At 72.5% G+C, this 26,074-nt stretch carries 23 protein-coding genes and 1 pseudogene; 17 read left to right on the top strand and 7 right to left on the bottom strand.

The annotated features are described in order from the left end of the window. Positions 1 to 32 precede the first annotated feature (32 nt). Positions 33 to 389, top strand: coding sequence for a hypothetical protein (locus DRV84_RS03965; RefSeq protein WP_115978579.1), 357 nt, complete (start codon positions 33 to 35; stop codon positions 387 to 389). Between the two features lie 473 nt (positions 390 to 862). Here DRV84_RS03965 and DRV84_RS03960 read toward each other — a convergent pair whose 3' ends face one another. The 3 genes from DRV84_RS03960 to DRV84_RS03950 form a co-directional block, all read right to left on the bottom strand. Then, on the bottom strand, positions 863 to 2,473 hold the full coding sequence (locus tag DRV84_RS03960) for a hypothetical protein (RefSeq protein WP_115978578.1): 1,611 nt from the start codon (positions 2,471 to 2,473) through the stop codon (positions 863 to 865). A gap of 73 nt (positions 2,474 to 2,546) precedes the next feature. Continuing rightward, complete coding sequence (locus tag DRV84_RS03955) at positions 2,547 to 3,356, bottom strand: hypothetical protein (RefSeq protein WP_115978577.1); 810 nt, start codon at positions 3,354 to 3,356, stop codon at positions 2,547 to 2,549. A gap of 115 nt (positions 3,357 to 3,471) precedes the next feature. Continuing rightward, a complete protein-coding gene (locus DRV84_RS03950) occupies positions 3,472 to 4,119 on the bottom strand; it encodes a hypothetical protein (protein ID WP_115978576.1) in 648 nt (215 codons plus the stop codon). A gap of 595 nt (positions 4,120 to 4,714) precedes the next feature. On the opposite strand from DRV84_RS03950, the gene DRV84_RS03945 reads away from it, so the two are divergent. After that, positions 4,715 to 6,313, top strand: coding sequence for a secretin N-terminal domain-containing protein (locus tag DRV84_RS03945; RefSeq protein ID WP_115978575.1), 1,599 nt, complete (start codon positions 4,715 to 4,717; stop codon positions 6,311 to 6,313). Between the two features lie 8 nt (positions 6,314 to 6,321). Next, positions 6,322 to 6,651, top strand: a complete 330-nt coding sequence (locus tag DRV84_RS03940; protein ID WP_115978574.1) for a hypothetical protein — start codon at positions 6,322 to 6,324, stop codon at positions 6,649 to 6,651. Positions 6,652 to 6,837: 186 nt separating this feature from the next. Here the strand turns inward: DRV84_RS03940 and DRV84_RS03935 are convergent. Further along, positions 6,838 to 8,145 (bottom strand): annotated as a pseudogene (locus tag DRV84_RS03935) (IS256 family transposase). A gap of 265 nt (positions 8,146 to 8,410) precedes the next feature. On the opposite strand from DRV84_RS03935, the gene DRV84_RS03930 reads away from it, so the two are divergent. After that, a complete protein-coding gene (locus tag DRV84_RS03930) occupies positions 8,411 to 9,232 on the top strand; it encodes a sugar phosphate isomerase/epimerase family protein (protein ID WP_115978573.1) in 822 nt (273 codons plus the stop codon). Positions 9,233 to 9,561: 329 nt separating this feature from the next. Here the strand turns inward: DRV84_RS03930 and betA are convergent, their stop codons facing one another. The 3 genes from betA to betI are packed head-to-tail and all read right to left on the bottom strand — an operon-like array spanning position 9,562 to position 13,321. Continuing rightward, positions 9,562 to 11,220 carry a choline dehydrogenase gene (gene betA, locus DRV84_RS03925; protein WP_115978572.1) on the bottom strand — a complete coding sequence of 553 codons (1,659 nt, stop codon included), beginning with the start codon at positions 11,218 to 11,220 and terminating at the stop codon, positions 9,562 to 9,564. Positions 11,221 to 11,246: 26 nt separating this feature from the next. Further along, complete coding sequence (gene betB, locus DRV84_RS03920) at positions 11,247 to 12,707, bottom strand: betaine-aldehyde dehydrogenase (RefSeq protein ID WP_115978571.1); 1,461 nt, start codon at positions 12,705 to 12,707, stop codon at positions 11,247 to 11,249. Then, positions 12,704 to 13,321, bottom strand: a complete 618-nt coding sequence (betI, locus tag DRV84_RS03915; RefSeq protein WP_115978570.1) for a choline-binding transcriptional repressor BetI — start codon at positions 13,319 to 13,321, stop codon at positions 12,704 to 12,706. The genes betB and betI overlap by 4 nt, the downstream gene beginning before the upstream one ends. A gap of 110 nt (positions 13,322 to 13,431) precedes the next feature. Between betI and choX the strand changes: the two genes are divergently transcribed. The 13 genes from choX to nuoK all read left to right on the top strand — a co-directional run bounded on the left by choX (position 13,432) and on the right by nuoK (position 26,072). Next, a complete protein-coding gene (gene choX / locus DRV84_RS03910; protein ID WP_115978569.1) occupies positions 13,432 to 14,358 on the top strand; it encodes a choline ABC transporter substrate-binding protein in 927 nt (308 codons plus the stop codon). 63 nt (positions 14,359 to 14,421) lie between these two features. Continuing rightward, complete coding sequence (choW, locus tag DRV84_RS03905; RefSeq protein WP_115978568.1) at positions 14,422 to 15,255, top strand: choline ABC transporter permease subunit; 834 nt, start codon at positions 14,422 to 14,424, stop codon at positions 15,253 to 15,255. Further along, positions 15,252 to 16,286 carry a choline ABC transporter ATP-binding protein gene (gene choV, locus DRV84_RS03900; RefSeq protein WP_115978567.1) on the top strand — a complete coding sequence of 345 codons (1,035 nt, stop codon included), beginning with the start codon at positions 15,252 to 15,254 and terminating at the stop codon, positions 16,284 to 16,286. Before choW ends, choV begins: the two co-directional genes overlap by 4 nt. A gap of 357 nt (positions 16,287 to 16,643) precedes the next feature. Then, positions 16,644 to 17,042, top strand: a complete 399-nt coding sequence (locus DRV84_RS03895) for an NADH-quinone oxidoreductase subunit A (RefSeq protein WP_115978566.1) — start codon at positions 16,644 to 16,646, stop codon at positions 17,040 to 17,042. Continuing rightward, positions 17,039 to 17,647 carry an NADH-quinone oxidoreductase subunit B gene (locus DRV84_RS03890; protein WP_115978565.1) on the top strand — a complete coding sequence of 203 codons (609 nt, stop codon included), beginning with the start codon at positions 17,039 to 17,041 and terminating at the stop codon, positions 17,645 to 17,647. Before DRV84_RS03895 ends, DRV84_RS03890 begins: the two co-directional genes overlap by 4 nt. 5 nt (positions 17,648 to 17,652) lie before the next feature. After that, positions 17,653 to 19,437 carry an NADH-quinone oxidoreductase subunit C/D gene (gene nuoC, locus DRV84_RS03885; protein ID WP_115978711.1) on the top strand — a complete coding sequence of 595 codons (1,785 nt, stop codon included), beginning with the start codon at positions 17,653 to 17,655 and terminating at the stop codon, positions 19,435 to 19,437. Further along, positions 19,434 to 19,910, top strand: a complete 477-nt coding sequence (gene nuoE, locus DRV84_RS03880) for an NADH-quinone oxidoreductase subunit NuoE (protein WP_115978564.1) — start codon at positions 19,434 to 19,436, stop codon at positions 19,908 to 19,910. Before nuoC ends, nuoE begins: the two co-directional genes overlap by 4 nt. Further along, positions 19,907 to 21,214 carry a complex I 51 kDa subunit family protein gene (locus DRV84_RS03875; protein ID WP_115978563.1) on the top strand — a complete coding sequence of 436 codons (1,308 nt, stop codon included), beginning with the start codon at positions 19,907 to 19,909 and terminating at the stop codon, positions 21,212 to 21,214. Before nuoE ends, DRV84_RS03875 begins: the two co-directional genes overlap by 4 nt. Next, complete coding sequence (gene nuoG / locus DRV84_RS03870; RefSeq protein WP_115978562.1) at positions 21,211 to 23,814, top strand: NADH-quinone oxidoreductase subunit NuoG; 2,604 nt, start codon at positions 21,211 to 21,213, stop codon at positions 23,812 to 23,814. Before DRV84_RS03875 ends, nuoG begins: the two co-directional genes overlap by 4 nt. Next, positions 23,811 to 24,767 carry an NADH-quinone oxidoreductase subunit NuoH gene (gene nuoH / locus DRV84_RS03865; protein ID WP_115978561.1) on the top strand — a complete coding sequence of 319 codons (957 nt, stop codon included), beginning with the start codon at positions 23,811 to 23,813 and terminating at the stop codon, positions 24,765 to 24,767. The genes nuoG and nuoH overlap by 4 nt, the downstream gene beginning before the upstream one ends. Beyond that, positions 24,764 to 25,279, top strand: coding sequence for an NADH-quinone oxidoreductase subunit NuoI (gene nuoI, locus DRV84_RS03860; protein WP_115978560.1), 516 nt, complete (start codon positions 24,764 to 24,766; stop codon positions 25,277 to 25,279). Before nuoH ends, nuoI begins: the two co-directional genes overlap by 4 nt. After that, positions 25,276 to 25,773, top strand: a complete 498-nt coding sequence (locus DRV84_RS03855) for an NADH-quinone oxidoreductase subunit J (protein WP_115978559.1) — start codon at positions 25,276 to 25,278, stop codon at positions 25,771 to 25,773. The genes nuoI and DRV84_RS03855 overlap by 4 nt, the downstream gene beginning before the upstream one ends. Then, on the top strand, positions 25,770 to 26,072 hold the full coding sequence (nuoK, locus tag DRV84_RS03850; RefSeq protein ID WP_115978558.1) for an NADH-quinone oxidoreductase subunit NuoK: 303 nt from the start codon (positions 25,770 to 25,772) through the stop codon (positions 26,070 to 26,072). The genes DRV84_RS03855 and nuoK overlap by 4 nt, the downstream gene beginning before the upstream one ends. The last annotated feature ends 2 nt before the right edge of the window (positions 26,073 to 26,074 follow it).

The following is a 26,074-nucleotide window of genomic DNA, read 5'->3' as shown; positions in this document are numbered from 1 at the left end:
ACGCTTCTTCGAGCATCGGGGGATGTTTGAAAATGCTGCGTTTCGCTGCCGCTCTGGGCCTCTGCGCCCTGCCGCTCGCCGTCGCTGCCGACGCGGGCCGCACCGTCGCCGGGACCTGGACGCTGGAACAGGGGGCGGCGGACGCCGCCTATCGGCTGGCCTCCCGCGGGGTCTCGGGGGATTTCCTGATCTGCTTCGACTCGGGCAACGTCCGGCGCGTCGCCGTCGCCGTCGGCGACGAGCGCAGCGTGCTCGCCCGCGGCGCCTGCACCGTCTTCGCGCCCTCGGCCGAGGCGGGCATCGACCTCGGCTTCGCCGAGGCCGGGGGCGCGCCGGAGCACGGCGTCGCCGTCGGCACCTTCCGGGTGATGCTGCCCGCCGAGGAGTAGGGCGCGGCCTGCTCCTGCGCGGCGTCTGAGGGACCGTACGTGTTATTGGACCTGTCCGAGGGGCTGCCCCGGATGGGCGAGGGCCGGTGCCGCACCTTTGCCGCCGTGCCGGGCGTCCGAGCGGGCGTGGGTGTCCTCGGGCCGCCCGTCCGAGGGTGTGCCCGCGGGCGGGTGCGGACCGGTCACTCACCTGCGCCGCCGTGCCCGGGCGTCCGAGCGGGCGTGGGTGTCCTCGGGCCGCGGGTTCGAAGGTGTGCCACAGGGCGGATGAGCGCCGAGCTGGTGCCGCCTCCGCTAAGCCTTGTGGCCCACGGCCCGCATCGTCCTGTCGACGTGCGCCGCCCGCGCCGGAAAGACGCCGAGCCGGCCCCTCACCCGCGCCGCCGTCCGGGGGTTCGGCCGTCATGGCGGCCGCGCCCGGCCCGCATTGCCCGCCCCGGGCGCAACACCGGGGCCGAGGCCCCGGCCGCCCCCTAACGCGTCGTCTGCAGGGTCAGCCGGCCCTCGGCGTCCTTGGCGAGGCGCTGCACGACCTCGCCGATCTCCGCCCCGCCGCTCGTCAGCAGCGTCAGCAGCGTGAGGTCGCCCTCGGGCAGCGCGGCCGCGTCCAGCGTGCCGCCGAAGCGCCGCGCGCCGAGCGGCATGAGCGGCGCGTCGTCCTCGGCCGTCAGCGCGCCCTCCGCGATGCTCGCCCCGCTCGCGTCGAGCACTCGGTACTCGACCTCCGGGCGCAGCAGCACGTCGCCGGTGTTCGTCGCCCTGAGGCCCAGCGCATACTGCCCCGCGTCCCCGGTGCTGGCGAGACGCGGCGGCTCCAGCGCGACGGCGGGGGTGTCCTCGCCCTCGGGGCGCGTCACCTCCACGAGGCCGGTCGCCGTGCCGGCGCGCTGCCCGTCGCGGTAGTGCGCGGTGAGCTCGAGCGCGGCGTAGTAGTTCCGTTGCGCGGGCGCCTCGTCCGGGAAACGCGCGAGCAGGCGCAGGTTGCGGGTCTGTCCGGGGCGCAGGGTGAAGCGTGCGGGGCGCACCTCGATCCAGTCGGCGGCGGAAAGATCGGTGTCGCGCACCGTCGCGCTCGCCCGGCCGGCCATGCCGGCGGGGATGTCCACGCCCACCGTCACCTCGACCGGGTCGATCGCCGGATTGTTCACAGCGATCCGCCCGCTCCGCGTCGCCCCGGCCTGATAGGTGTACTCGAAGACCGAGGGCGCCACGCCGAGGTCGATGTCGGTGACGAGCGCCTGCACCTCCGGGTGCCCCTCGAAGGCGATCTCGCGGCGCAGCGGCTGCGTGCGCCGCCCGTCCACGTAGAGCTCGCCGCGCAGGCGGTAGTCGCCGCCGGGCAGCAGCCGGCCCAGATCGACCGGAAGGGTGATCGCCGTCTCGGGCAGGATGCGCCGGCGCGGGATCTCGACGCGGCGCACCTGCCGCCAGTCCCCGCTCTCGTCCTTCACGTCGACCCAGAGCGCGCCCTCGACCGTCGAGAAGGTGCCGCCCGCGTTCTCGATCAGCGTCTCGGCGAGCGTCGTCTCGGGCACGCCGTCCTCGGCCGCGTCCTCGGCCATGCGGTAGCGCAGGCCGGCGTTCGACAGGCGCACGTCCTGGCGCGCCGGGCGGCCCTTGGTGCCGACCACGATCGGCACCAGCACCCGCAGGGTGAGCCGCAGCCCCTCGGTGTCGTCGGGCGGCGGCGCGCTGAGCAGGAGCGCGGCGGCGTAGCTGCCGCGTGCGGCGAAGGGCACCGCCATCTCGACCTCGATGAGCTCGGTCTCCCGCGCCTCGAGGGTCACCTCGGAGGGCACCTCGATCCAGGGCGCGGCGGAGCGCGGCAGGGCGTTGCCCGGCTCGAAGGGCAGGGCGCGGAACCCGCCGGTGTCGTTCTGCGCGAGCTCGACGACCTCCACCTCGATCGTGCGGCCCTCGATCTGCGACGTGGGCGTGATCTCCACCGGGATCGTCACGCGGGCGCCCGGCGGCACCTCGCCGTCCACGAAGAGCGGGCGGACCTGGAAGCCTTGCGCCTGCGCCGGCGGCGCGAGCGCGACGAGCGCGAGGGCGAGCAGAAGGGCGAGGGGCGCGAGGCGCACGGCGGAAGCCTTTCGATTGCGGCGAAACAGGGTGGGGATAGCCCGCGGGTGGCCCCGCGTAAAGCGCCCCGGCTCACCAAGGGCTGAGCGTGATTGTCGCCTCGAGGCTGTAGGTCCCCGCCGCGGCGATGCCCGTGGGGCTGTCGGTGATCTGCGGGTCGATCCGCGCGCCGAGGCCCCAGAGGCGCCATTCGCCGCGCGGGATCTCGACGGCGAGGGTGCCGTCCTCGCGCTGCACGAAGATATCGCCGTTCCCGTCGAGCGGCGTCGGGTCGAGGAAGAGCCGCCCGCCGATGCGCTGCGCGCCGTTCGAGAAGGCGGCGCGCCGGCCCGGGGTCGCGGGCGGCGCCCAGGTCGGAAAGTCGATCGTGACGGTGTAGCCACGGCTCGCCAGCACGACGAAATTCGCCGTCTCGCCGGTCGCCACCTCGCCGCTGCGCGGGTCGGCGATCTCGTATGTCACCTGGGTATCGATGGGAAAGAGAACGGCGAAGCCGCGTCCCCACGCCGGTCCGGCGCGCGCGACCTGCCGCCCGAGGGCGCGGCCGCCGCCGCGCCCGGCGCTCGCCCCGGCCGCGCGCCTCTGCCCCAGCGCGCGGCCCGGCGGGTCGCCGGTCGTCTCTCCGATGCCGCCGGTCCAGCCGAGGGCACGGCCGGGCGGCGGGTCCGACGGTCGGCCCCGGTCCGCGCCCGGCGCGGTCGCCTCGCGCAGGGGGCGCGCGCGGCTCTGCGCGATGTCGAGCTGATCGAGAAGGCTCAGCACCTCGGCGCGCGTGGCGTCGTCGAGGCCGGAGAGCGCCGCGTCGATCCCCTGCGCCGCCGCGCCGCCGGCGCCGAGCGTCGCGGCGAGAAGGGCGGCGCGGGCCCAGGCTCTCGGTCTCATGCGTCCCCCGATCCGCTGCGGCGCCGGCCACGGCGCCGATCTCCGATCCTTACACGCGACGAGGCGGAAGGGCCAAGCGGCCCTTCCGCCGGATGCTGCCGGTGGTGCGCCGGGGTCAGGCGCCCGCCTTGCTCACCGTGATGTCCACGTCGAGCGAGTAGGTGCCGGGCGCCGCGATGTCGCCGGGGCAGTTGGTGTGGACCGGCGAGGCTTCCGTGCCGATGCCATATTCATGGGCCCAGGTCGGCGCGGCGTCCTCGTGCGTCATCGTGCCCGTGCCGCCGCCGCTAATTGCGTCGTTGTAGAATTCGGGCGCGGGGTTCGGGTCGAGCTTGATGGTGCCGCCGATGGAGCATTCGGCGGCGCTGTTGTAGTAGTTCGCCTGATCGAAGTCGTTTGTCGGGTTGCTCAGATTGACATCCCCCCAGGTCTCCCACTCGAGCGTGATGTCGTGCGTCACGTTCGAGGTGACGGTGAAGAGCGCCTTGTCCGTCCTCGCATCATTGGTGTCGTTGTTGTTTCCGGAGGTGTTGGAGTCCGTCGTGACATCCGCCACATTGAGAACGGCCGAGTCCTCCTCGCCCCAGACGGCCACGTAGTCGAAGACCTCGGCGAAGAGCGTGACGGTCTTGGCACTCCCATTCGGGCCTTGGGTGTTGTTGAACGCTGCGGGCGTTCCCGTCGGCGGATTGGCCGCCGCGCTGGTGGCGATCAGGGCGAGGGCGCCCGCGGTCGAGAGAAGTGCTTTCATCGTGTCCTCCATGGGTCGGGTCGTCGTCTGCTGCGGGTCCGGCGTCGGGGGTGCTGTCCGAGCCGCGATGACCCGTAAGATTGAGGGAAAAGGCGGCTAAAAATGGACGGGTCTTGGATCATCCCGGGTCATTTCCGGCCCGATTTCAGGAAGGTGGCGGGGGTGGCGCGCCGCTCTTTCCGGGCCACCGATCGCAGCAACCTGAAATTGCAAGTCACGGAAAACGCATCCCAGGGTAGTTGCCAATTCGCCATAAGTCCCTGAAATCCCGTGCCCCGACGCGCGCCACCCGGCCGACGGCCGCGGCCTGCGACGCCGACCTGCCGTGGCTTGGGCGCGACACTTTCCGTGCTCAAAAGTGTCCAAAGTTCGGCCGAGCACTTTGCGACACGCGGGCGGCGTGGTATGTGAAATGTCAATCAGCGCGCCGCCGAAGAGCAGTCGAGCAGGCCGGGCGGCGCGCGACGACAAGGCCGGGACCACCCGGTGCAACCTGAGGCAGTGACCGATGCAACCCAGACAGACGCTCGCGGCGCGTGTCGTGGTCCTTCTATGCGCGTTGGGCATGGCCCTCGCCGGACCCGCGCGAGCGCAGACCGCCCCCCTCGTGGACAATGTCTTTTATCAAACGGATCTGCGCACCGCGCTCGACGACATCTCCGCCCAGACCGGCGAGACCATCGTCGCCGACCCGAGCGTGCAGGGCATCGTGACGGCGACGGTCGAGGGGGCCACCGTGCCCGAGGCGCTCGATCTTCTCCTTGCGGGGACGGGATTCCGGGTCGTCGAGCGCCCCGCCTATTTCCTCGTCTACAACCCGGACATTCGCACCGATCTCTTCGCCGAGATCGCGCAGACCGAGGTGATCCCCCTGCGGCGCGTCGGCGCCGAGAGCGCGCGCACCCTTCTCGTGGAGCCGCTGCGCAAATACGTGCGCGCGGACGCCGAGAACGATCGCCTCGTGGCGACGGCGCCGCCCGAGCTCCTGCAGATCATCGCCGAGGACGTGGCGGCGATCGACGCGCCGGGGGCCGAGCGCACGGTCTTCATGGCGCTCGGCTACGTCTCGGCCGAGAACGCGCGCGCGCTGCTGCCCGCGCGGCTGCAGCGCCACGTGCGCGTGGACGCGGAGCGCAACAGCGTCTCGGTCTCCGGCCCGCCGGCCGCGCGGCAGGAGGCGATCGAGCTCATCCGCCGGCTCGACCGGCCGCTGCCGCCGCAGAACACCGACGGGCGCGACGTCTACGACACCCGCCTCGTCAAGCTCGACCACATCACGGCAGAGGCGGTGATGAACCTGCTGCCCGAGCGGCTTTCGGAGTACGTGCGCGCCGACACCACCTCGAACGCGATCTCGGTCAGCGCGCCGCCCGACGCCGCGCGCCAGATCCACGCCGACATCATGGAGTTCGACCAGCCGCGCGAGCACATCATGCTCGAGGCGCGGGTCGTGGTGCTCGACACGAACGCGCTGCTCGACATCGGCACCAACGTGCAGGCCCCGGGCCTCGCCGCGGGGCTCAACCGGACCGACGGCGGCAACGAGATCTCGGAGATCGCGCTCGGCTACACCAGCGGGCGGGCCTTCACCAACGCGCTGCAGCTTTCGCTCGACCTCCTGTCGGAGAACAATGAGGCGACCGTCGTGGCGAGCCCGCAGGTCCTCGCGCAGGACGGGCTCGAGTCCGTCATCCGCGTGACCACCGCTGAGTTCTTCCAGATCCTGCAGGAGAACGACAGCTTCATCCGCTCCGACCTCGAGGAGATCGAGACCGGCACCGTCCTGCGCATCACGCCGCAGGTCGGCCGCGCTGGCACGCTGACCCTCGACATGGAGCTCGAGGTCTCCGATGTCGTCGCGCGGGGCGAGCAGAACCTGCCGGTCGTCAACCGCCGCACGGTGGAGAACACGGTGCAGATCGAGAACGGCGGCACCGCGGCGGTGGCGGGCCTGTCGGACCTGCGCCGCCAGCAGGGCGAGAGCGGCGTGCCCGGGCTGCGCTTCCTGCCGTTCCTCGGCCGCTCCGACAGCGCGCGCAGCCAGTCGCGGCAGGTCGCGATTTTCGTCACCGCGACGCTCGTGGGCCCGGAGGACCGGCGCTTCCGCACCGGGCGCAGCCGGCCGCCCTCCCTCGGCACGGTCGAGGAGGCGGCGTTCCGCGCCGAACTCGCCGGCGCGCTCGATATGATGGGGTACCGGGAATGAGGGCGCGCGTGAGGCAGGCCGCGCTCGCGCTCGCGCTCGCCGCGGGGGGATGCGGCGATCCCAACGTGACGGAGGATTTCCGGTCGGTCGTCGCGACCGGCGGGCGCGAGACGGTGCAGGTGCCCGCCCGGGATCTCGCCGAGACCATGGCGCGCACGGGCTTCACGCGCCAGGAGATCCTCGACCACGGCCCGGCGATCCGCAACGCGCTCGCCGTGCAGGGGGGCGCCGAGTTCCGCCGCGACGGCGCGGTGGCGGCGCTCTTTTCCGTCATGGACGGCAGCCTCTACGTCGTCAGCCGCCGCGGCGGCACCTACGTGCACGACCTCTCCGGCTGACGGTCCGGGTGCCGGCGGCGCATAGGGCGGGGGCGCGCAGGTGGCCGCCGGGCCGCGGTGCTCCAGCGGGATCGCACGTACCGGTCCGGCGGCTGGTCTCGCGCCGACGGGCCGGATCCGGGTCGTGTCGCGAATGCTGTGGAAATTCCTTTGCGGAGCGCTCCGAGCTCGTGAAGGGTTCGTTTTTCAGGCGGCGAGGTGAAGGGGCATCGGCTCGAGGGGCTGAGAGAGGGTCTCCCATCCGTCGACCTTGCGCATCTGGATCTGGCCGGAGGCGAGCAGCGCCCACAGCAGCATGGGTACGGTCGCGCCGCAGGGAAGCACGGTCTGGGTCTTGATGCGGCGGCGAAACTCCTCGTTCAGCCGCTCGATCGCGTTGGTCGTCCGTGCCGATCTCCATTGCGACGGATCGAGGCGCGTGAAGGCGAAGAGCCGCTTGCCAGCTTCTTCGAGGCTGTCTGCGACCGCCCGGCACTTCAGGCGCCATTTGCGCAGGAACGCCCGGCGGCGGGTCTCCACCTCGGCGGCGGTCTCGGCGTAGATCATGTCGCGATAGTCCTCGGTCAGCTCGTCGTGCATCGCCTTCGGCGCGTGGCCGAGAAGGTTACGGTGCTTGTGCACAGTGCAGCGCTGGATCGGCAGCTCGGCGCCCCACAGCGCGGTGAGCGCGGCCTCCAGACCCGGCGCGCCGTCGACGATCACGAAGTCGGGGCGCTTCAGGCCGCGTGCGTCCAGATCGTCGAGGTGAGGGCGGACCGTGGCCGCAAATGCGGCCATGCAAGCCGCCCGAACGGCGCCAAGCGGCCGTGCTCTCTCCACCCATATTCCTGATGGATAACAGCACCTTTTGCCCGTCGCGGCGGCCCCCGATCGCAGCCAGAACCGAGATGTTCGTGGCTTTCCGGTCCAACCGGGTCCTGATCACGGTGCCATCCAGGAGTGAGCCCGCGACCGCGATCCGTCCGAGAGAGCGGGCGAACCGGACAATGTCTTCGTCGGCGAGGCTGCGCGCGCGACCCAAGCGTCCCAGTCCACCTTCACCTTGGGCCAGGCGCGGCTGACCACGTCCTTGCTGACGGCGCCCTCGAACAGCCCGAACAACGCCCGCTTGACCCGGCACGTGTTGGTTCCGGAAAGGTAGACCGCTGCGATCAGCGCCTCGGCCTTCTTCGTCAGCCTCTTGTAACGGGGCAGCGCCTTCGACCGCCATTCCGTCACCTTTCCAGTGTCGTCCTCGATCCGGGCGCGCGGCACCCGCACCGTTTCTGTCCCAAAGGTACCGGTGAGTTGCCGCTCCCGGTGCCCGTGGCGATAACCTTTCGCCGGGCCGTCGCCCCGGTCGTAGCGGAGGCGACCGAGAAAGCTGGCAAGCTCCTCCTCGAACACGGCTTCGATGGTAGCGCGCACGTTGGCCCGCAGCCGCTCCTCGATCGGGTCGAACCCGGCATCTGAGTCCAGTAGCGCGAAGCTCGCGGTGTCGGTAATCTGGTTCATGGCGTTCGGGCCTTCCTTCGAACCGGTGGCCGTCAGGCCCTCACTCTCCCTGGCGGTTGCCGCCGCCGGTTGGGTGGGTTTCAGGTCACCCGGAGATTACGCCGCCCTCGAATTTCCACCAACTCCGCGACACCACCCGGCGCGGCCCATGACGGGGGTGCTCCTGTCGCCGTCGCCTGCGAGTTGAGCACGGCCGGGCTGTCGTTGCGCTGTCACATGCGGGCGGTAGCGCCGTGCGGGACCCCCGCACGAGAAGGATGCCCGGATGCCCAGCGAGCCCCCCGTCATCGGCGCCTGCCTGCCGGTTCACCGCCTCGCCGACTTTCGCGACTGGCTCTTCGAGGCCGACCGTGACGTGGAGCTCCAGAGCTTCGAGACGGCCGAGGTGCTCGACGGCGACTGGCAGGCGCTGGCCGATGAGGCGCGGCGCCTGCTCGACGGGCACGAGGGCCGGCGCGGCATCCACGGCCCGTTCCGCGGCTTCGCGATCGACGCGCCGGACCCGGAGATCCGGCGCCTCGTCGAGCGGCGGCTGATGCAGGGGCTCGACGTCTGCGCGGCCGTGGGCGCCGATCACATGGTGATCCACTCGCCCTACACCGCATGGGATCACGCGAATTTCGGCGATCAGCCCGGGGCGCGCGCGCGGATCGTCGAGGACGTCCACGCGACGCTCGCCGCGGTGGTGCGCCGCGCCGAGGCGCAGGGCGTGACGCTGGTCGTCGAGAACGTCGCTGACGTCGATCCGGGCGAGCGCCGCCGCCTGGTCGAGAGCTTCGGCTCCGAGCGGGTGAAGCTCTCGCTGGACACAGGACACGCGCAGTATGCCCACGCGAGCTGCGGCGCGCCGCCGGTGGATTATTTCGTCGAGGACGCCGGCGCGGCGCTGGCGCATGTCCACCTGCAGGACGCCGATGGTCACGCGGATCGGCACTGGCCCATCGGCGAGGGCACGATCCGCTGGGAGCCAGTCTTTCGCGCCCTCGCGCGCCGGGCGGAGCGGCCCCGCCTGCTCCTCGAACTGCGCGATCCGGACGGGATCCCGGCGGCGATGGAGACGCTGCGCAGCCGCGGATTGGGGCGCTAGCCGGGCGGCGGGCGCGCGCCAGCGGGTCTCCGGCACGGCGGTGATCCCGACGCGTCGGTCGGCGCGGCCTCCGGCACGCGCGACGGCGGGGTGGGCGCCGGATCGCCCGTGTCGTCGCGCTATGGGCGAACGACACCGCGCCCATCGGCAGGACGACTGGGCCCCCGCTGCCTCCGGGTCCGTCCGCGGTGCCCTCCCGCCGCCGCTGCGTCGCTGGATAGGCCGAGTGCGGCGCGCGTCGTGGGGGCTCTCCCCGATGTCGGCCGGTGCGTGACCGGCCGGCGGTCCCCTGCACCTGACGCAGGGGACGGGCGGGGGTCGAGCCGCCGTCAGCGCTGCGCGGTGCGCCAGTCGGGATGCACCCAGGGCCGCGCGTTCTCGCGCGGGAGGGGCGCGCGGCCGAGGAGGTGATCGCTCGCCTTTTCGCCCACCATGATCGAGGGGCCGTTCAGGTTGCCGTTCGGGATGCGCGGAAAGACGGAGCTGTCGGCGACGCGCAGACCCTCCACCCCGATCACGCGGCACTCCGGGTCCACCACGGCGTCGGGGTCCGTGGCGCGGCCCATCCGGCAGGTGCCGCAGGGGTGATAGGCGCTCTCGACGTGGTCGCGGATGAAGGCGTCGAGCGCGTCGTCGGACTGTGCCCCGGCGCCCGGCGCGATCTCGTGGCGGACGAAGGGCGCCATCGCCTCCTGCGCGAAGATCTCCCGCGTGAGGCGGATGCAGGTGCGGAAATCGGCCCAGTCGCTGGGGTGGCTCATGTAGTTGAAGCGGATGCGCGGCGGGGCCGCCGGGTCCGGCGCGCGCAGCGTCACGTCCCCCCGCGAGGCCGAGCGCATCGGCCCCACGTGGGCCTGAAAGCCGTGCCCCTCGGCCGCGGCCTTGCCGTCGTAGCGCACCGCGATCGGCAGGAAATGGAACTGGATGTCGGGATACTCGACGCCCGCCGCGCTCCGGATGAAGGCCGCGCTCTCGAACTGGTTGGAGGCGCCCGGCCCCGTCCGGGTCAGCAGCCAGCGCGCGCCGACGTAGGCCTTCCCGAGGAGGTTCCAGTAGCGGTAGAGGCTCACCGGCACCCGCGCGGCCATCTGGACGTAAAGCTCGAGGTGATCCTGAAGATTGCGCCCGACGCCGGGGCGGTCCGCGATCACCTCGATGCCGTGCTCGCGCAGGTGCGCGGCCGGGCCGACGCCCGAGAGCATCAGCAGCTTGGGGGAGTTGATGGCCGAGGCGGCGAGCACCACCTCCCGGCGCGCGCGGATCACCTCGACGCGCCCGCCGCGCGTGATCTCAACGCCGGTCGCGCGGCCGTTCTCGATCACCACCCGGCGGGCGAGCCCGCGCAGGAGCGTGCAGGTCTCGCGCCTGAGCGCGGGCTTCAGATAGGCGTTGGCCGCCGACCAGCGCCGCCCGCGGTGGACGGTCATCTCCATCGGGCCGAAGCCTTCCTGCTTCTCGCCATTGTAGTCGTCCGTCGTCTCGTAGCCCGCCTGCCGCCCGGCCTCGACGAAGGCGCGGACGAGCGGGTTGTCGCGCCGCCCGCGGCTGACGTGCAGCGGCCCGTCCGTGCCGCGCCAGGCGGGGTCGCCGCCGTGGCCGCCGTCGTCCCAGCACTCCATCCGCTTGAAGTAGGGCAGCACGTCGGCGAAGGCCCAGCCGGTCGCGCCCTGCTCGGCCCAGTGATCGTAGTCGCGCGCGTGGCCGCGCACGTAGACCATGCCGTTGATCGAGGAGGAGCCGCCGATCACCTTGCCGCGCGGACAGGCGAGGCGGCGCCCGCCGAGGTGCGGCTCGGGCTCGGTGCGGTAGCCCCAGTCGTAGCGCGCCATGTTCATCGGGTAGGAGAGCGCGCCGGGCATCTGGATGAAGGGGCCGGCGTCGGACCCGCCGTATTCGATCACGACGACCGAGCGCCCCGCGGCGCTCAGACGGTCGGCCATGGCGCAGCCGGCGCTGCCGGCGCCGACGATGACGAAATCGGCTTCCATCAGGGTCTCCGGCGTCTGGCGGCGCGTCAGTAGGGGGCCTCGACGCGGCCCATGCGGACGTAGACGGACTTGAGCTGCGAGTAGTGCTCGATGGCCGCGGTCCCGTTCTCCCGCCCGACGCCCGAGGCCTTCACGCCGCCGAAGGGCATCTCCACCGGCGCGTCGTTGTAGGAGTTGACGTAGCAGGTGCCCGCCTCCAGCCGGCCGATCACCCGGTGCGCGCGCGTCATGTCGCGCGTGAAGACCCCGGCGGAGAGGCCGTAGGCGGTGGCGTTGGCGCGGGCGACGACCTCCTCCTCGTCGTCGAAGTCCAGAACGCTCATCACCGGGCCGAAGATCTCCTCGCGCGCGATGGTCATGTCGTCGGCGACGTCGGCGAAGACCGTGGGCTCCAGCCAGAAGCCCTCGCGCTGAAGCCGCCGGCCGCCGGTGACGAGGCGCGCGCCCTCCTCGAGGCCCTTTGCGATGTAGCCCTGCACGATCTCCAGTTGGCGCGCGCTGATCATCGGCCCGTAGTTCACGCTCTCGTCCAGCGGATCGCCCGTGCGCACGCCCTCGAGCCGGGCGCACAGCCGCTCGAGGAAGCGGTCGCGGATGGCGCGGTGCAGAAAGACCCGCGTCCCGTTGGAGCAGATCTGCCCGGTGGAATAGAAGTTGCCGAGGATCGCGCCGCCGACCGCGTCCTCGATCTCGGCGTCGTCGAAGACGATCAGCGGCGACTTGCCGCCGAGCTCCATGGTGACGTGCTTCAGCCCCTCGGCGGCGGCGGCGTAGACCTTGCGTCCGGTCGGCACCGACCCGGTGAGCGAGACCTTGGCGACCCGCGGATCGGTGGCGAGGGCGTGGCCGACCTCCCCCGCGCCCTGCACCACGTTGAAGAGCCCCGGCGGCGCGCCGGCCTCGGTCAGGATCGCGGCGACCTCGAGGGCCGAGAGCGGCGTCTCCTCGGAGGGTTTGAACACCATCGCGTTGCCGCAGGCGAGCGCCGGCGCGGCCTTCCAGCAGGCGATCTGCGTGGGGTAGTTCCACGCGCCGATCCCGGCGCAGACGCCCAGCGGCTCGCGCACCGTGTAGGCCCAGTCGCCCCCGCCGAGCGGGATGTGCTGCCCCGCGAGGCTCGCGGCGAGGCCGCCGAAGTACTCCAGCGCGTCCGCTCCGCTGGTGGCGTCGGCGACGAGCGTCTCCTGCAGCGGCTTGCCGGTGTCGAGCGTCTCGATCTCGCTCAGGGCGCGGTTGCGGTCGCGCATGATGTCGGCCGCGCGGCGCAGGACGCGGCCGCGCTCCGTGCCGCTGCGCGCGGCCCAGTCCGCCTGCGCGGCGCGCGCGCTCTCGAGCGCGCGGTCGATCACCGCGGGCGTGGCGGCGTGCAAGGTGGCGATCACGCGCCCGTCGGCGGGATGGATCACGGGCATCTCGGCGCCGGCGGTGTCCTCGAGCGGCGCGCCGCCGACATGGTGGCTCGCCGCGGGCTGGATGGTCTTCGTCATGGTCCTGTCCGGTCCTTGTTCTGGGCCCCCGCCCCGCCCCGGGCCGCGAGTTCGGCGTCGAGCACGCCCAGCACCCGCCGCGTCGCGGCCGCGCCGTCGGGCGCGCCTTCGCCGAGCCCCTCGCGCAGGTAGACGCCGTCGATCACCGCCGCGAGCGTCTCGGCGATGTCGCGGGCCGCGTCCCCCGCGAGCGGGCGCAGCGCATGCGAGAGGTTCGCCACGATGCGGCGGTGATAGACGGTGAGCAGGCGCTCGGCCTGACGCGAGGTGCGGGCGAGGACGTAGAAGTTGAGCCACGCGGCGAGCACCGCCGGGCGGAAGTGGTCCTCTGAAAATCCCGCGCGCACGATGGCCTCGACCCGCCCGCGCGGGCCGCGCGCGGCGGAGAGGCCGGCGCGCACCTCGGCCCGGTAGTCGCTCAGCGTCTGGCGCATCGCGGCGAGGAAGAGCTGTTCCTTGTTGCCGAAGTAGTGGTGTGCCAGGGCGCTGGAGACGCCCGCGCGCCGCGCGATCCGGGCCACGGTCACGTCGAGCGACCCGCGCGCGCCGATCTCGTCGATCGTCGCCGCGATGAGGGCCTTGCGGCGGACGGGCTGCATGCCGATCCTGGGCATCCGGGCTCCGGGTGCGGTTTTCGATGGTTGCAATGCAACCGTATTTGGTTTTTTATTGACGCGTCAATCAATAAAAAACGCCCACAAACGACGCAACGGGAGATGCGAACATGACCCTGCGAACGACCCTTTCCGCCCTCGCCGTCACGGCCGCCGCCGGCCCGGCGCTGGCCGAGTGCGAGACCGTCGTCTTCTCTGACGTCGGCTGGACCGACATCACCGCCACCACCGCCGCGACGACCGAGGTGCTGCAGGCGCTCGGCTACGACACCGAGACCAAGGTGCTGTCGGTGCCGGTGACCTACATCTCGCTTTCCGAGGGCGACGTGGACGTGTTCCTCGGCAACTGGATGCCGACGATGGAGAACGACATCGCCCCCTACCGCGAGGACGGCACGGTCGAGACGGTGCGCGCGAACCTCGAGGGCGCGAAGTACACGCTCGCCACCAACGCCGCCGGCGCCGCGCTCGGCATCGACAGCTTCGGCGCCATCGCCGAGCACGCCGAGGCGCTCGACGCCGAGATCTACGGCATCGAGCCCGGCAACGACGGCAACCGCCTGATCATGGAGATGATCGAGGCGGACGCCTTCGGCCTCGGCGACTTCGACATCGTGGAGAGCTCCGAGCAGGGGATGCTCGCGCAGGTGCGCCGGGCCTCCAACTCGGACGAGCCGATCGTGTTCCTCGGCTGGGAGCCGCACCCGATGAACGCGAACTTCGACCTGACCTATCTCACCGGCGGGGACGACTGGTTCGGCCCGAACCTCGGCGGCGCGACGGTCTACACCAACGTGCGCGCGGGCTACGCCGAGGAATGCCCGAACGTGGGTCGGTTCCTCGAGAACCTCGAGTTCTCGCTCGCGATGGAGAACGAGATCATGGGCGCGATCCTCGACGACGGCGCCGAGCCGGCCGAGGCGGCCCGCGCCTGGATGGCCGCGAACCCCGACCTCGTCATGAGCTGGGTCGAGGGCGTCGAGACCCGCGAGGGCGGCGACGCCGCCGCGGCGCTGCGCGCCGATCTGGGCCTCTGAGCCACGCGCGGGCGGCCCGCGCGGCCGCCCGCCCCCTGATCCGATCCGGCACGGGAGGGGCTCTTGGACTGGCTGACGGACAACAAGATCCCCGTGGGCAAGGCCGCGGGCGATTTCTTCGACTGGCTGCAGGCCAACGGGGACTGGTTCTTCGACGGGCTCGCCGACGCGCTCGACGCGCTGATCGAGGCGATCCTCTGGGCGCTCACCACGCCGCATCCGCTGATCGTGGTGGCGGGGTTCGTCGCGGTGACCTACGCGCTGCAGCGCAGCTGGAAGATCGCGGGCGCGGTCGCGCTCGGCTTTCTCTTCATCCTCAACCAGGGCTACTGGGAGGAGACGCTGGAAAGCGTCACGCTCGTCTTGTCGGCCTGTCTCGTCTGCATGGCCGTGGGCGTGCCCATCGGCATCGCGGCGGCGCACCGCCCGCGGCTCTACGCGGCGATGCGCCCGGTGCTCGACCTGATGCAGACGCTGCCGCCCTTCGTCTACCTGATCCCGGCCATCGTGTTCTTCGGCATCGGCATGGTTCCCGGCCTGATCGCCACGGTGATCTTCGTGCTGCCCGCGCCGATCCGGCTGACGCATCTGGGCGTCTCCTCGACGCCGAAGCCGCTTCTGGAGGCGGCGGAGGCCTTCGGCGCCTCGCCGCGCCAGACGCTCTGGAAGGTCGAGCTGCCCTACGCGCTGCCGCAGATCATGACCGGGCTCAACCAGACCATCATGCTGTCGCTCTCGATGGTGGTGATCGCGGCGCTGGTGGGGGCCGACGGGCTCGGCGTGCCGGTGGTGCGCGCGCTCAACCAGGTCAACACCTCGCTCGGCTTCGAGTCGGGCTTCATCATCGTGGTGGTCGCCATCGTGCTCGACCGGATGCTCCGGGCGGACCGCAAATGAGCCGCGCGGTGGAATTCGACCGGGTCTCGATCGTCTTCGGCCCGGCGCCGGAGCGCGCGCTGCCGCTGATGGACGCCGGCCGCGCGCGCGGCGAGATCCAGGCCGAGACCGGGCAGGTGCTCGGCGTGCACGACTGCTCGCTCGCCGTGGAGGAGGGCCAGATCCTCGTGCTCATGGGGCTGTCGGGTTCGGGCAAGTCCACGCTCCTGCGCGCGGTCAACGGGCTCAACCCGGTGACGCGGGGCGCGGTGCGCGTGAGCGACGGGGAGGCGATGGTCGACATCACCGCCGCCGACGCCGCGACGCTGCGCCGGATGCGCCAGCGCCACGTCGCCATGGTCTTTCAGCAGTTCGGCCTGCTGCCCTGGCGCAGCGTGCGCGAGAACGTGGGCCTCGGGCTCGAGCTCGCCGGGCTGCCGCGCGCCGAGCGGCGGGAGCGCGTCGACCGCCAGCTCGAGCTCGTCGGCCTCGCCGACTGGGGCGAGCGCCGCGTCGCCGAGCTGTCGGGGGGCATGCAGCAGCGGGTGGGCCTCGCCCGCGCCTTCGCCACCGACGCGCCGATTCTCCTGATGGACGAGCCCTTCTCGGCGCTCGACCCGCTGATCCGCACGCGGCTTCAGGACGAGCTTCTGGAGCTTCAGGAACGGCTCAGGCGCACGATCGTCTTCGTGTCCCACGATCTCGACGAGGCGTTCAAGCTGGGCGATCACATCGCCATCATGGAGGGCGGACGCGTCGTGCAGGCCGGGCCGCCGCAGGACATCTTCACCAACCCGCGCACCGACTACGTCGCGGACTTCGTGGCGCACATGAACCCGCTCGGCGTGCTCTCGGCGGCGGACGTCATGGAGCAGGGCGCCGCCGTGGAGGGCGCCGCGCCGCTCGCCCCCGAGGCGCCGGTGCGCGCGGCGATGGACGCGGTGCAGCGCGCCGGCGGGCCGGTGGCCGTGGCGCGCGACGGCCGGGTGATCGGCCGCGTCAGCGCCGAGAGCATTCTCGCCCGCCTTCTGGACCCGCGCGGCGAGGGCTGAGTCGCCCGGGATCGCCCCGCGCGCGCCGCGCCGCGTCGGCCGGGGGGTGGCGGCTCGTCGCAGGGCCGGTCGGCGCGCTTTCGCCGCGAGCGGCGCGCGCCCCCGGCCCCCGCCCGGCCACCGCACCGCACGCGCGCCTTGCTGTATTGACCGTGCACCTTCGCCGTGGCGGCCGCGCGGCCAGAGGTGACGCAGGGGCAGCCATTCGGTATGCAAAGGAATACAAAACCCTTTACGTTCAGTCATTTGATCTGCCTCAAAGTTGGGCATCCGGGGGCGTGACATGCCGGCAGAGCGCCCGGCCCCCGGCAGTCCGACAGGCGGTCCGGTCGCGCCACAACCGACACCGGAGGCGCCGTGCCAGAGGCTTTCATCCCGCTCGATCCGAGGCTGGCGCTCGCGGTGCACGCGGCCGCCGCGGCGGTCACTGTGGCGGTGGCGCTGCTGCTCGCTCGCGTGCTGCGCGCGCCGGGCGGCGCCGTCGGCGCCTTCGGCATCTACGAGAGCGGCGCGCCCGCCGCCGGCGCCGCGGTGGCGCCGGTCCCGGCGTCGTATTTCCAGATCGCCGCCTTCTTCGTGATCTTCGATTTCGAGGCGGCGGTCCTCTTCACATGGGCGATGTCGGCGCCGGCGGCCGGGCTCGCGGGGCTCGTCTCGGCGGGGGTGTTCATCGCCGTCCTGCTCGCGGCGCTCTTCTACCTCTGGGCGGACGGGGCGCTCGACGTGGGCGCGAAAAGCAGAGGAGGCGCGGCATGACCGAGGATCCCCGCAACGCCCCGCCGCCGGGCGTCGGCATGGCCGCCGGGCAACTCTTCGCGCGGCTCGACGATCTGGTGGCCTGGTCGCGCAAGAACAGCTTCTGGCCGTTCAACTTCGGCCTGTCGTGCTGCTACGTCGAGATGGCGAGCGCGCTGACGCCGGTCTACGATCAGGCGCGCTTCGGCGCGGAGGTCATCCGCTCCACGCCCCGGCAGGCCGACCTGCTGATCGTCTCGGGCACCGTGTTCCTGAAGATGGCCGCGCCGCTCAAGCGGCTCTACGAGCAGATGCAGCCGCCGCGCTGGGTGATCTCGATGGGCGCCTGCGCGAACTCGGGCGGCATGTACGACATCTATTCCGTGGTGCAGGGGGTCGATTCCTTCCTGCCGGTGGATGTCTACATCCCCGGCTGCCCGCCGCGGCCCGATCAGGTGCTCGACGCGATGCTCCTCTTGCAACAGAAGGTGGGCACCGAGAGCCGCCCGCTCGGCATCACGATGGGCGGCGGTCCGGCCCCGCGCTTCGAGCCCGAGCCGCGCAAGGACCGGCTGCACGACGCGCGCATGTCCGTCCGCGATCTCGACGATCCGGAGGCGCCATGACCGAGATGCAGTCCCCCCCGCGTCTCGCCGCGCCCGATGCTGCGCCCGATGCTGCGCCCGAGACCGCCGCCGCGGTGCGGCAAGCGCTCGGGCCGCGCGTGATCGCCGAACAGGAGACCGGCGAGGGGGTCCCCGTCCTCTGGATCGCGCCCGGGGACTGGGTCGAGGCGCACCGCGTCCTGCGCGGGATGGAGCGGCCCTTCACGCTGCTCGCCGATCTCTGGGGCATCGACGAGACGGCGCGCCACCACCGCGCCGGGCAGCCCGCCTCGGGCGTGACGGTGGCGAGCCACCTGATCTCGCCCGAGCGCAACGCCGACGTGCGCCTCAAGCTCGCCTGCGACGCGGCCGCGCCTGTCGCGCCCTCGGTCACGCCGGTCTATCCCGGCGCGAACTGGTACGAGCGCGAAGCCTTCGACATGTACGGCGTGCGGTTCGAGGGGCACCCGACCCTGCGGCGCATCTACATGCCGAACGACTGGGACGGGCACCCGCTGCGCAAGTCGCACCACGCCCGCGCGACGGAGACGCCGCCCTTCCGCATGACGCCCGAGAGCTTCGCGGAGACCGAGGCGGCGAACACCATCGACCCCGCCGAGCTCGGCCTGCCGACGGAGCGCGACGGGGTGGAGCTCATGACGCTCAACCTCGGCCCGCACCACCCCTCGACGCACGGGGTGTTCCGCATCGTGCTCGGCCTCGACGGGGAGGAGATCGTCTGGGCCTGGCCCGATCTCGGCTACCACCACCGCGGGGCCGAGAAGATGGCCGAGCGCCAGACCTGGCACGGCTTCATCCCCTACACCGACCGGATCGACTACCTCGGCGGCGTCATCTCCGAGATGCCGTATCTGCTGGCCGTAGAGAAACTCTGCGGCATCGAGGTGCCCGAGCGCGCGCAGTGCATCCGGGTGATGCTGTCGGAGTTCTTCCGCATTACCTCGCATCTTCTGTTCTACGGCACGCTCGCGCAGGACACCGGCGCGATGTCCCCGATCTTCTACATGTTCGTGGACCGCGAGAAGGCCTACAAGGTGATCGAGGCGATCACCGGCGCGCGGATGCACCCGGCCTTCTTCCGCATCGGCGGCGTGGCGATGGACCTGCCCACGGGCTGGGACGGGCTGGTGCGCGACTTCCTCGACTGGATGCCGAAGCGGCTCGACCAGTACGAGGGCATGGTCATGCGCTCCGAGCTCTTTCAGGCCCGGACGCGGGGCGTCGCCGTCTACGACGCCGGGACCTGCCTCAAGTGGTCCGCGACCGGCCCGCACCTGCGCGCCGCGGGGATGCCGTGGGACATGCGCAAGCTGCGGCCCTACTCGGGCTACGAGAAATACGAGTTCGACGTGCCGGTCGAGGAGGCGGGCGACATCTACGCCCGCACGCGCGTGCGCGTCGAGGAGATGCGCCAGTCGCTGCGGATCATCCGCCAGTGCCTCGAGCGGATGCCGGAGGGGCCGATCAAGGCGGACCACCCGCTCGCGTTCCCGCCGCCGCGCGAGCGCACGCTGCACGACATCGAGACGCTGATCCATCACTTCGTCGGCACCGGCTGGGGCACGCGGGTGCCCGCGGGCGAGGCGACGGGGCAGGTCGAGTCGGCGCGCGGCTTCACGCAGTATTCCATCGTCTCGGACGGCGAGGGCGGGTCCTACCGCACCCGCATCCGCACGCCCTCCTTCGCCAATCTCCAGCCGATCGCCGAGGTCGCGCCGGGCATGACCGTCGCGGATTTCATCATGTACCTCGCCTCGATCGACCACGTCATGTCGGATGTCGACAAATGAGCCTGTCCAGCGAGCTGATAGCCGCCATCGAGGAGGCCCGCGATCACCACGGCGGCCCGCGCGCGGCCATGGTCGAGAGCCTGCGCCTGATCCAGCTGGAGCACGGCTGGGTCTCCGACGCCCACCTGGAGGAGGCCGCGGCCACCCTCGGCGTCACCACCGCCGAGATGGAGGACGTCGCGACCTTCTTCTCGCTGATCTTCCGCCAGCCGGTGGGCGAGAAACTGATCCTGCTCTGCGACGGTGCGTCCTGCTGGCTGAACGGGGGCGAGGCCGTGCGCGACCGCGTGATGGAGCGGCTCGGCATCGGCTTCGGCCAAACGACGCCGGACGGGCAATACACCCTCGTCAACATCTGCTGCGTCGGCGGCTGCGACCACGCACCCGCCGCGGTGATCGGGCGCGACCGGAAGCTCGTCGGCCCGCTCTCGCCCGACGATCTGGACACGCTCTTCGGGGAGGACGCGCGATGACGGAGAAGCCGCTCACGGGCCGTGCGCGCCCCGACCGGAGGCCGCACACGCTGGAGGAATGGAAGGCCCTTGGAGGCTACGAGGCCGTGGAGCGCGGGCTCAGGGAGCTTTCGCCCGAGCGCGTGCTCGACATGGTGGACGAGGCCGCGCTCAACGGGCGCGGCGGCGCGGGCTTTCCGGCGGCGAAGAAGTGGCGCTTCATGCCGAAGCGCGGCGCGGCGCCCGGCGACGGCCCGAGCTACTTCATCGTCAACGGCGACGAGATGGAGCCGGGCGCCTTCAAGGACCGCATCCTCTTGGAGGCGCTGCCGCACCAGTTGATCGAGGGCGCGATCCTCGCCGCCTACGCCACCCATTGCGACGAGGTCGTGATCCTTATCCGCGACGCCTACCGCGACGCGATCCGCAACGTCTCGCGCGCCATCGCGGAGGCGGAGGAGGCGGGCTACCTCGGCCGCGACGTGCTCGGCACCGGGCGCGACCTGAAGATGTGGGTCCACCCCTCCGCCGGGCGCTACATCGTAGGCGAGGAAACCGCGCTGATCGAGGCGCTGGAGGGCAAGCGCGCCGTCCCGCGCAAGCGCCCGCCGTTTCCGGCGCAGTCGGGGCTCTGGGGGCGGCCGACGACGGTGAACAACGTCGAGACGGTCTCCTGCGTCGGGCCGATCGTGGCGAACGGCCCGCAGTGGTTCCAGTCGCTGTCGCGCACCAATGAGGGCGGCACCAAGGTCTTCGCCGTCTCCGGCCGGGTGCACCGCCCGCAGGTGATCGAGGCGCCGATGGGCACCACGGCGCGCGAGCTGATCGCGCGCGCCGGCGGCGTCTCGGGCAACGGGCGGCTCAGGTGCTTCCAGCCCGGCGGGGGCGCGAGCGGGTTTCTCGAACCGGACGCGCTCGATCTGCCGCTCGACTTCGGCCACGTGGCGCAGGCGGGCAGCATGTTCGGCACCGGCACGATGATCGTTCTGGACGAGACGGCCTGCCCGGTCGGCGTGATCGCGCGGCACATGGCCTTCTACGCCCGCGAAAGCTGCGGCTGGTGCACGCCCTGCCGCGACGGGCTGCCCTGGGTGGCGAAGATCATGGCCGACCTCGAGGCCGGGCGCGCGCGGATGGAGGATCTCGACGTGCTGCAGATGACGGTGGAGGTCGCCGGCCCGCGCGGCCGCAGCTTCTGCGACCTGATGGGCGGCGCGATGAGCCCGCTGGGCACCGGCCTCGCCCGCTTCCGCGACCTCTTCGAGGCGCATGTGCGCGAGGGCTGCTGCCCGATCGCCCGCGACCACGGGAGGGCGGCGGCATGAGCAAGGTGCGCCTGACCATCGACGGCATCGAGCGCGAGGTGGAGGCGGGGCAGGACCTGCTCTCGGCGTCCCTCGGCCTCGGTGTGGACGTGCCGCATTTCTGCTGGCACGCCGCGCTCGGCTCGGTGGGCGCCTGCCGCCTTTGCGCGGTGCGCGTCCACGACGGGGCGGAGGATACGACGGGCCGGATCGAGATGGCCTGCATGACGCCGGTGGCCGAGGGCCAGCGCGTCGAACTGGCCGATCCCGAGGCCTACGAGATGCGCGCCCGCGTGATCGAGTGGCTGATGGTCAACCACCCGCACGACTGCGCCGTCTGCGAGGAAGGCGGCGCCTGCCACCTGCAGGACATGACCGTGGCGACCGGCCACCACCGCCGCCGCTACCGCTTCACCAAGCGCACCCACCGCAATCAGGACCTCGGGCCGCTGCTGACGCACGAGATGAACCGCTGCATCGCCTGCTACCGCTGCACGCGGTTCTACCGGGGCTATGCGGGCGGCCGCGATCTCGACGTCTTCGGCGCGCACGACCGGGTCTATTTCGGCCGCTACGAGGACGGGCCGCTCGAAAGCCCCTTCGCCGGCAACCTCGCGGAAGTCTGCCCGACCGGCGTCTTCAACGACAAGGGCTGGTCGGAGACCTACGCGCGCAAGTGGGACATGGCCGCGACGCCGGTGATCTGCACGGGCTGTTCCGTGGGCTGCAACCTCTTCGCCGCCGAGCGCGACGGGCGCGTGCGGCGCGTGCAGAACCGCTATCACGGGGCGATCAACGGGCATTTCATCTGCGACCGGGGCCGCTTCGGGACGCTTCACGTGACCGAGGACAGGCTCGACGCGGCGCGCGTCGGCGGCACGGCCGCGCCGGTGGCCGAGGCCACGGCCGCGGCGCGCGCGGCGCTGGCGCAGGGCGCGGTGGGCCTCGGCTCGCCGCGTGCGAGCCTCGAGACCAACGCGGCGCTCCGGCATCTGGTGGGGCCGGAGCGGTTCTTCGCCGCCGTGCCGGAGCGCGAGGCGCGCGCGGTCGGGCGCATGGCCGCGTGGCTCGCCACCGGGCGCGCCGCCTCGCTCAAGGAGATGGAGCAGGCCGACGCCGTGCTCGTGCTGGGCGCGGACCTCACGGGCGTCGCGCCGCGCGCGGCGCTCGCGCTGCGCCAGACGGCGCGGGGCGCGGCCGACGCGCTCGCCGCCGAGAAGGGCGTGCCCGCCTGGCTCGACAACGCCGCGCGAGGGGCGGGCGAGGGGCGGAAGACGCCCATCGCGCTCGTCACGCCGATGCCGGATGCGCTCGACGACGTGGCGACATGGGCGCTGCGCCGCGCGCCGGAGGAGATCGCCCCGCTCGGCCGTGCCGTCGCCGCGGCGCTGGGCGGCGCGGCGGCGGACGAAGAGGCGGCCGGGATCGCCCGGGCGCTCCACGGCGCGGAACGTCCGCTCATCGTCGTGGGCGCCGATGGCGCGCTCGTGGAGGCCGCCGGGGCGCTCGCCGAGGCGCTGGGCGACGGCGCGCGCCTCGCCCTCTTCCCGCCGGAGGCGAACAGCCTCGGCCTCGCCCTGACCGGCGCGGGCGGCCTCGAAGGCGCCGTCGCCGCGCTGGAGGCGGGGCAGGCGCGGACCGCCGTCATCGCCGAGGCCGACCTCTTCGAGCGTGCCGAAGCCGAGCTCGTCGAGCGGCTTTTCGCCGCCGCCGAGACGGTCGTCGCGCTCGACAGCGCCGAGACCGAGACAATCCGGCGCGCCGATATCGTCCTGCCGGTGGCGGACTGGTCCGAGGCGGCGGGCACCTTCGTCAACCACGAGGGCCGCGCGCAGCGCAGCTTCGCGGCCGTCCCGAACGGCCGCTCCGCCGGCTGGCGCGCGATCCGCGATCTCTGCGCCGCGGCCCCGGCGTGGGAGACGCTCGACGACATGCTGGCGGCGATGGCCGCCGATCTGCCGCAGCTCGCCCCCGCGCGGGCGGCCGCGCCCGACGCCGCGCATCGCCTGCCGCTCGGGCAGGTGGCGCGCGCGCCCTGGCGCATGTCGGGGCGCACGGCGCACGACCTCGCCGGGCGGGTGCCGGAGGGCACGCCGGCGCGGGACACCGACGCGCCGCTCGCCTTCTCGATGGAGGGCGCGCACGGGACGGACGCGCCGCCGGCGCTGCGCACCGGCTACGCCGTGCCCGGCCTCCATTCCGCGAGCGCGGCGCCGCGCGTGACCGACGGGCCGCGCGGGCCCCTCAAGGCGGGCGACCCGGGCGCCTTCGTGCTGCAAGGGGTCGACGCGCCCGCGCGGGAGACGGCGTCGGTGCCCGAGGACGCCGCGACGGGCGCGGGGCTGATCCCGCTCGCCCTCGACGATCCCTTCGCGGGCGACGAGCTCTTCCGCCGCGCGGCGCGTCTGGCCGATCGCTGCCCGGCGCCGGTCGTCGCGCTCCACCCCGAGGACGCGGCTGCGCGCGGGCTCGCCGCGGGCATGCCGGTCGCGGTGGCGGGCGCCGCGCCGGTGGCGCTCACGCTCGACGGGGACGTTCCGCGCGGGCACGTCGCGGCCTCCGTCGGGCGCGTCCTGCCGCGCGGCGCGCGCGCCCCGGTCACGGTGGAGGCGGCGTCATGAGCGTTCTCGTCACCCTCTGGCTCTCGCTCGTCATGATCATGGCGCTTCTCGTCGCGGCGGGCGTCTTCACTTGGGTCGAGCGGCGCGGCCTCGGCTTCTTCCAGGAGCGGCTCGGCCCCAATCGCGTCGGCCCCTTCGGCTTCTTCCAGTGGATCGCCGACACGGTGAAGCTGATGTTCAAGGCCGACGAGGTGCCCCCGGGAGGCGACCGTCTGACCTTCCGCATCGCGCCCGCGCTGGCAGCGACGCCGGTCCTCGCGGGCTTCGCGGTGGTCGCCGTCGCGCCGGGCTGGACGCTCGCCGCGCTCGACGTGGGCGTGATCTTCATCCTCGCGATGCTGGCGCTCACCGTCTACGCGATGGTGCTCGGCGCCTGGGCCTCGCGCAACCGCTACGCCATGCTCGGCGGGCTCAGGGCGGCGGCGCAGATGCTCTCCTACGAGGCCTTCTTCGGGCTCTCGCTGATGGGCGTCGTGATGCTCGCCGGCTCGCTCGAGCTCGGCGCGATCGTCGCCGCGCAGGAGGGGCTCTGGTTCGTGGCGCTCCAGCCGCTGGGCGCGGCGCTCTTCGCCATCGCGGGGATCGCCGCGGCGCACCGGCTGCCCTTCGACCTGCAGGAGAGCGAGCAGGACCTCGTGGCGGGCTTCATGACGGAATACTCCGGCATGAGCTTCGCGCTCTTCTTTCTCGGCGAATACCTTGCCGTGCTCTTGGTGGCGGCGCTGGCGACGACGCTTTTCCTCGGCGGCTGGCTCGGGCCGTGGCTGCCGGCGCCGGTGTGGTTCGGGCTCAAGACGGGGCTGCTGGCGCTCGCCTTCATCTGGATCCGGGCGGTGCTGCCGCGGCCGCGCTACGACCAGCTCGTCGCCTTCGCGTGGAAGGCCGCGCTGCCGCTCGCGCTGGTGAACCTGCTCGCGACGGGGGCCGTCGTGGTCCTGAAGGGGGGCGCATGAAGGGCATTCTCGAAAGCCTCGGGCGCATCGGCGCCAAGCTCGCGACGCGCAAGTACACCGCCGGCTACCCGGAGGTGAAACCGGAGCTGCCGGCGCGCTACCGCGCGCGCATCGTGCTCACCCGCGATCCGGACGGGCAGGAGCGCTGCGTGGCCTGCAACCTCTGCGCGGCGGCCTGCCCGGTGGACTGCATCGACGTGGTCAAGGGCGAGACGGACGACGGGCGCTGGTATCCCGAGACCTTCCGCATCAACTTCGCGCGCTGCATCTTCTGCGGCTTCTGCGAGGAGGCCTGCCCGACGCAGGCGATCCAGCTGACGCCCGACTTCGAGACCGCGGACTACGCGCGCGAGAGCCTCGTTCACGACAAGGCCGACCTGCTGATCGCGGGTCAGGGCAAGCAGAAGGGCTATCGCTACTGGTCGGTCGCCGGGAAGGCGATCGGCGGCAAGGACAAGGGCGCGGCCGAGGACGAGGCGGCGCCCGTCGATCTGAAGGACCTAACGCCATGAGCTGGGCCATCGCGATCTGGGCGGGGGCGCTCGCCCTCGCCGCGGCGGCGCTCGCGGTCACGCGGGATTCGGTCGTGCACGCGCTTCTCCTGCTGCTGGGCGCGCTCGTGGCGCTGGCGGCGGCGTTCTTCGCGCTCGCCGCGCCCTTCGCGGGGGCGATCCAGCTCCTGATCTACGCGGGCGCGGTGGTGGCCGTCTTCGTCTTCGTCGTGATGACGGTGGAGGCGGGCGCGGCGGCCCGCGCGCGCGAGCGGGCGCTCTTCGCGGGCGCCTGGCAGCTGCCCGCGGCGGTGGCGGCGCTCGCGCTGGTGCCGATGCTCCTGCGCCTCGGCGGCGCGGGGGCAGGCGCGCCGGCGCCGGCGGGCGCGGCGGCGCTCGGGCGGTTGATGTTCGGCGACTGGGCGGTGGTGACGGAGCTCCTGTCGCTCCTCCTGATCGCCGGGATGATCGGCGTGCGCGTCCTGCGCCGCCGGCAGAAAGGGGGCAGGCCATGACGGGGGTGAGCGTCCTGCTCGCCATCGCGGCGGGGCTTTTCGCGGCGGGGCTTTTCGGCGTACTCGCGCGGCGCACGATCCTGATGCAGCTCATTTCGCTCGAGATCATGCTGGCCGGTCCGGCGCTCGCCTTCGTGGCGGCGGGGGCGCATCACGGCATGGTCGAGGGCACGGCGATGTTCCTGATCGTGCTGGCGCTCGCCGCGGCGGAGGTGGCGCTCGGGCTGGCGATCTACCTGCAGCTTCGCCGTGACGCGGGCGACGGCGACGCCGACGCCGCGCGGCGGCTGAGGGGGTAGCG

The organism is Rhodosalinus sediminis, assembly GCF_003385555.1.
Lineage (GTDB): Bacteria > Pseudomonadota > Alphaproteobacteria > Rhodobacterales > Rhodobacteraceae > Rhodosalinus > Rhodosalinus sediminis.
Note: the sequence above shows the minus strand (reverse complement) of the source record. Positions and strands in the feature narration are given on the sequence as shown.

Excerpts from the sequence above, each read along its gene's own strand:
- nuoC (WP_115978711.1), top strand. The coding sequence starts at position 17,653 with ATGCAGTCCCCCCCGCGTCTCGCCGCGCCCGATGCTGCGCCCGATGCT.
- nuoH (WP_115978561.1), top strand. The coding sequence starts at position 23,811 with ATGAGCGTTCTCGTCACCCTCTGGCTCTCGCTCGTCATGATCATGGCG.
- nuoK (WP_115978558.1), top strand. The coding sequence starts at position 25,770 with ATGACGGGGGTGAGCGTCCTGCTCGCCATCGCGGCGGGGCTTTTCGCG.
- nuoG (WP_115978562.1), top strand. The coding sequence starts at position 21,211 with ATGAGCAAGGTGCGCCTGACCATCGACGGCATCGAGCGCGAGGTGGAG.
- betI (WP_115978570.1), bottom strand. The coding sequence starts at position 13,321 with ATGCCCAGGATCGGCATGCAGCCCGTCCGCCGCAAGGCCCTCATCGCG.
- DRV84_RS03965 (WP_115978579.1), top strand. The coding sequence starts at position 33 with ATGCTGCGTTTCGCTGCCGCTCTGGGCCTCTGCGCCCTGCCGCTCGCC.
- DRV84_RS03950 (WP_115978576.1), bottom strand. The coding sequence starts at position 4,119 with ATGGAGGACACGATGAAAGCACTTCTCTCGACCGCGGGCGCCCTCGCC.
- nuoE (WP_115978564.1), top strand. The coding sequence starts at position 19,434 with ATGAGCCTGTCCAGCGAGCTGATAGCCGCCATCGAGGAGGCCCGCGAT.
- betB (WP_115978571.1), bottom strand. The coding sequence starts at position 12,707 with ATGACGAAGACCATCCAGCCCGCGGCGAGCCACCATGTCGGCGGCGCG.
- choX (WP_115978569.1), top strand. The coding sequence starts at position 13,432 with ATGACCCTGCGAACGACCCTTTCCGCCCTCGCCGTCACGGCCGCCGCC.
- DRV84_RS03955 (WP_115978577.1), bottom strand. The coding sequence starts at position 3,356 with ATGAGACCGAGAGCCTGGGCCCGCGCCGCCCTTCTCGCCGCGACGCTC.
- choV (WP_115978567.1), top strand. The coding sequence starts at position 15,252 with ATGAGCCGCGCGGTGGAATTCGACCGGGTCTCGATCGTCTTCGGCCCG.
- betA (WP_115978572.1), bottom strand. The coding sequence starts at position 11,220 with ATGGAAGCCGATTTCGTCATCGTCGGCGCCGGCAGCGCCGGCTGCGCC.
- DRV84_RS03875 (WP_115978563.1), top strand. The coding sequence starts at position 19,907 with ATGACGGAGAAGCCGCTCACGGGCCGTGCGCGCCCCGACCGGAGGCCG.
- nuoI (WP_115978560.1), top strand. The coding sequence starts at position 24,764 with ATGAAGGGCATTCTCGAAAGCCTCGGGCGCATCGGCGCCAAGCTCGCG.
- DRV84_RS03930 (WP_115978573.1), top strand. The coding sequence starts at position 8,411 with ATGCCCAGCGAGCCCCCCGTCATCGGCGCCTGCCTGCCGGTTCACCGC.
- DRV84_RS03890 (WP_115978565.1), top strand. The coding sequence starts at position 17,039 with ATGACCGAGGATCCCCGCAACGCCCCGCCGCCGGGCGTCGGCATGGCC.
- DRV84_RS03855 (WP_115978559.1), top strand. The coding sequence starts at position 25,276 with ATGAGCTGGGCCATCGCGATCTGGGCGGGGGCGCTCGCCCTCGCCGCG.